The organism is Thiohalorhabdus sp. (assembly GCF_046545655.1).
Classification (GTDB): Bacteria; Pseudomonadota; Gammaproteobacteria; order Thiohalorhabdales; family Thiohalorhabdaceae; genus Thiohalorhabdus.
Window position 1 is genome coordinate 1 of the sequence record NZ_JBKGZG010000073.1, and the last position, 4,628, is coordinate 4,628.

Consider the following 4,628-nt stretch of genomic DNA (forward strand, 5'->3'; position numbering starts at 1 on the left):
TCGCCGAAAAAGGGCAGGAAAGCCTTGCCCCGGCGACATAGGATCTCCTACAGGGATCTGGGAGAGCAGGCTGGTGGGTTTTTTGTGGGAGCGGCCAATGGCCGCGACATCCCCGAGGGGTCGCGGCTGATAGCCGCTTCTACATGGCCCGTGTACGCCTCGCCTACTCCTCCTCGAACAGGAGCTCCTGCTCCATCTGCGTGTAGATGAAGTTGGCGTTCTTGCGGTGGTTCTCCCCGAACAGGGCCGTGTCCTCCCACTCGGGGAAGGATTCCTCGGCCTTATTCACCGCCTCGGACAAAGGCACCATGTTCTCCACCGCGTCCTTCATCATGTCCCGCAGCCGGGTCACGTAGGAGACCGTCTTCTCCCGCATGGGAAAGGGCGGGCCCTCCTGCGCCACGCCGTGGCCGGGGATCATCAGCTCCGTCTCCAGGCCCTCGGCCAGCTCGTCCGCCTTGAAGTAGTCCTCCAGGTCGCCGTCGAGCATGTAGGTGGTGCGGTTCTGGAAGTACAGGTCGCTGCCCCAGGTGATGCCCCGCCCCGGCATGTGGACCAGCAGGTCGCCGAAGCTGTGGTGGCCGCCCACGTTGTAGACGTGGAAGGGCTCGCCGCCCACCTCCAGCTCCAGGGGCTCGCCGAAGGCCGGCTCCACCGTCTCGTCCGGCTGCACCGCCTCGAAGCCCTCGAAGTCCTCGGTCAGCAGGTCCTCCCGGTAGGCCACGCTGTCGGCGAACTGGTCGGAGCGCAGGTAGTCCTCCGTGGCCGGGTGGGCGATGATCTTGGCGTCGGTCTCCTCCCGGAAGGCCACGGCGCCGTAGGAGTGGTCCGGGTGGTTGTGGGTGAGCACCAGGTACTCGATGGGCTTGTCCGTCACCGAGCGGATGGTCTCCAGCCAGGCCTTGCCCAGGCGCGGGCTGCCCAGGGCGTCAATCACCACCACCCCATCGTCCGTCACCACGAACCCGGCGTTGCCGTTGAAGCCGCGGTTGAACTCGTCGATGGTGCCGATCACCCCGTAGGTGACATACACCCCCGGCGCCACCTCGCGCAGGGTGTCCTCCGGCGACAGCACCTCCCCGGGCTCCTGGTCCTCCAGGGCCGCCTGCACCGGCTCCGGCTGGATGTCGACCGGGATGGGGTGCTCCTCGCCGGCGGCGGACACCGTCTGTGTCGCCGCAAGGAGACAGATGGAGAACGCGACTGTCGCCATAGATTGAAATATTCGCATGTTCTAATCCTTTGTGGGCCTCGCGGGTCCAGTTTATCTACCTTTTGACAGCGGTGGATACCCTGCGCTCCCCGCCGGCCTACAAAACTGGTCGTGTTAAAAAAACAGGCTTAACTTTCTCCGATGGGGCGCGGACACGGGAAATGGGCAGTCCGAAAGTGTTGCGTGGGGGTCGGGGCTATGCTACAAACCCCACCAATCGCATTGCCCAAACCTCTAGAGGGAGGAAGAACATGCGCAACAAGCTCGTTGCTACCGCGATTGCCGGCCTCGTGGCCGCCCCCATGGCCCAGGCCGACTCCGAAGTGAGCTGGTTCGGCTTCAGCCAGATCACCGCCGAGCAGCAGGCGGAAACCCCTGCCGGCGACGGCGGCGGCTTCGCCTTCGGCGCCGACCGCGTCCGCATCGGCTACAAGGCCGACTTCGACTCCGGCGCCTTCTCCATGCTGCAGATGGACTTCAACCAGAACACCAACTCCTCTGGTTTCGACCTCCCGGCCTACATCAAGGACGCCAAGGTGGGCTACGACTTCGGTCCCGCCAGCGTGATGGCCGGCCAGTTCAAGACCCCGGTGGGCATGGACTTCAACACCTCCGGCAAGAAGCTGGACATCACCAAGCGGGGCATGGAGAAGTCCCTGGTGATGGAGCGCGCCGCGGGCGCCATGCTCGCCGGCAAGGCCGAGGGCCTCGGCTACAAGGTGGGCGTGTTCAACCCGACCACCCGCGGCGCCACCGATGCAGCACCCAGCGGTCTCGTTGACCCGAATAACCCGGACTCTGGTCCCGTCGTTGGCGAGGACTACGCCTACGCCGGCAACCTCAGCTACGGCATGGGCAAGATGCTGCACGCCGAGATCGGCTACGGCGTCAGCCAGGCCAGCGCCACCGGTCTTGATGACTACGAGGTCATGGACATCGGCCTGAAGTCCCAGCCCATGCCCAACCTGACCCTGAAGGCCGAGTACATCGACGGCACCAACTACAACAACGTGGATGGGAACGACCGTAACGTGTGGTACGGCCATGCCGGCTACGAGTTCACGCCCTTCGTGGAGGGTGTGGTGCGTCACTACCAGTCCAGTGATGATCCCAGCGACACGGACTACAGCGAGACCTTCGTGGGCGCCAACTTCTTCCTGAACCCGGACGTGCACCACGAGTCCCGCATCCAGCTGAACTACGTGCTGCCGGGCGGCGACACCGAGGACGTGGGCAACCATGCTGGCGCCAAGGCCGTCACCGACGACGCCGGTGAGGCCACGGGCACCTTCCTGGCCCAGTTCCAGACCAGCTTCTAAGCACCGCTTGGAAGGCCTGATCCCCGCCTGAGAAGGGGGGACTGGAACCGAAAAGGCCGACCCCTCGGGGTCGGCCTTTTCTTTTTTGTCCTACTCTTGTGGAACCCTTTCTCGCGGTCGGGGAAGTCGGGGAGCTGGAGGGGGCCATTGTGGGAGCGGCTACCAGCCGCGACGCCGTTGCCGGTCCCGAGCGGCCGCGGCTGCTAGCCGCTTCCACATCCACCAGTGTTCAAGGGGGAAAATCCCGGGCGCTACTCGTTCTCGTCGGCCCGGTCCAGCCGGTCGAGTACGGCCAGGGCCTCCTGGCTGTCGGCCCGGGCGGCCATGGCGCGGAAGCGGGTTTCCACGTCCCATGCGGTCAAGGCTTCCGTGCTCATTTCCTCAACCAGCTTGTTCACGCTCACGCCGCGGCTCTTGGCCAGCGCCTTGAGCCGCTCGGCCTTGTCCTCCGGCAGGCGAATGGTCAGCGTGGTCATGGCTCCACCTCCTTCAGAAATTGCGCGGGGCCGAGCACCCGCAGGCCCGGCCAGGGCATCTCCCCCCCCTCGCAGGTCGCGAAGGTTCCAGGTCACGATCCTTTGGCCTCCTCCGGCAAGAGCCCGTTCAATAAGGTGGTTGTCGGCCTCATCCGGCAGGTTGGGGCGCCAGCCGTAATAGATCCGGACCCAACGGCCGGCGGCGGCTGCTATGCCGTCAGAAGGTTTGGGCAATAGGGGGGGTGATGTGCGTAACCGCCACTACGGGCGCATGGCATGCGCCGGCCGGACGTGGCAGGATTGGCTCCCCTTCGCAGCGGATGCGTACCTTCCCATGGCAACCACCACCTACGGCCTCCTGACCCGCCTGGCGGGCCCGCTCGCCCTCGGCTACACCCTGTGGCGGGCGGGCCGCGACGGCGGCCGGCGCTACCTGCGCCAGCGGCTGGGCCGGGGCGCCCCGGAGGGCCCCTTCGACCGCTGGCTGCACTGCGCCTCGGTGGGGGAGGTGCGAGCGGCGGGGCCGCTGGTGCGGGCCCTGGCCGCACGGGACGAGCGCCTGCTGGTGACCACCAACACCCCCACCGGGGCGGAGGCGGCCCTGGCCACCCTCCCGGAGCCGGTCCGCCACGCCTACCTGCCCCTGGACCTGCCCGGCGCCGTGGGCCGCTTCCTGGACCGGGCGCGCCCCGCCTGCGGCCTGGTGGTGGAGACGGAGCTGTGGCCCCACCTGTTCGCCGCCTGCGCCCGGCGGGGTGTTCCCCTGGCCATCGTCAACGGCCGCCTGTCGCCGCGCACCCTGGAGGCCCCCGGCTGGCTGCGGAAGGCCTACGCCGGGGCGCTGCGGTCCCTGGCGGCCTGCTACGCCCGGTCGGAAGAGGACGCCGAGCGCTACCGGAGCCTGGGCATGCCCCCCGAGCGGATCGAGGTGCTGGGCAACCTGAAGTTCGCGCAGACGGCGGAGCTGCGGCGGGAGGCGGGCATCGCCCGCCCGGTGGAGCGGCCCTACCTGCTGGCCGCCTCCACCCGCGAGGGCGAGGAGGCGCTCCTCGTCCGCCTGTGGCGGCGCCTCGGCGACGGGGAGCGGGTGCTGGTGATCGCGCCCCGCCACCCGGAGCGCCGCGACGCCGTCCTCCGCGAGATCCGGGCGGTGACGGAGCGGGTGGCGGTGCGCAGCCAAGCGGAGCCGGTGACGGCGGACACGGAGGTCTACCTGGCCGACACCCTGGGCGAGCTGCCCGGTTTCATGGCCCACGCGGACCTGGTGGTCATGGGCGGCTCGCTGGTGCCCAAGGGCGGCCACAATCTGGTGGAGCCGGCGGCCCTGGGCCGGGCGGTGGTGGTGGGGCCGCACATGGAGAACTTCGCCGAGGAGGCCCGGATGCTGGTGGCGGGCGGCGGGGCGGTGCAGGTGGCCGACGAGGAGGAGCTGGCGGAGCCTCTGGCGGCCCTGCTCGCCGACCCGGCGGAGCGCGAACGCATCGGCGGGGCGGGCGCCCGCTTGGTGGCGGAGCAGGCGGCGGTGCTGGACCGGTACCTGGAGGCCGTGGACCGGGTCTGCCCGGGAGGGTCGGGTCGCGGCTGATAGCCGCTCCCACAGGGGCCCTCGTGGGCGGGATT

4 protein-coding genes are annotated in these 4,628 nt (G+C 68.6%); 2 read left to right on the top strand and 2 right to left on the bottom strand.

Annotated elements, in window-relative coordinates:
* Positions 1–163: 163 nt before the first annotated feature.
* Positions 164–1,213, bottom strand: coding sequence for an MBL fold metallo-hydrolase (locus tag ACLFRB_RS11455; protein ID WP_411069145.1), 1,050 nt, complete (start codon positions 1,211–1,213; stop codon positions 164–166).
* Positions 1,214–1,464: 251 nt separating this feature from the next.
* Here ACLFRB_RS11455 and ACLFRB_RS11460 point away from each other — a divergent pair, with 251 nt between their 5' ends.
* Positions 1,465–2,532, top strand: a complete 1,068-nt coding sequence (locus tag ACLFRB_RS11460; RefSeq protein WP_411069146.1) for a porin — start codon at positions 1,465–1,467, stop codon at positions 2,530–2,532.
* Between the two features lie 251 nt (positions 2,533–2,783).
* Here the strand turns inward: ACLFRB_RS11460 and ACLFRB_RS11465 are convergent, their stop codons facing one another.
* Positions 2,784–3,008: a ribbon-helix-helix protein, CopG family gene (locus ACLFRB_RS11465; protein WP_411069147.1), complete on the bottom strand. Its 225-nt coding sequence runs from the start codon at positions 3,006–3,008 to the stop codon at positions 2,784–2,786.
* Between the two features lie 334 nt (positions 3,009–3,342).
* On the opposite strand from ACLFRB_RS11465, the gene ACLFRB_RS11470 reads away from it, so the two are divergent.
* Complete coding sequence (locus ACLFRB_RS11470) at positions 3,343–4,593, top strand: 3-deoxy-D-manno-octulosonic acid transferase (protein WP_411069148.1); 1,251 nt, start codon at positions 3,343–3,345, stop codon at positions 4,591–4,593.
* Positions 4,594–4,628: the final 35 nt, after the last annotated feature.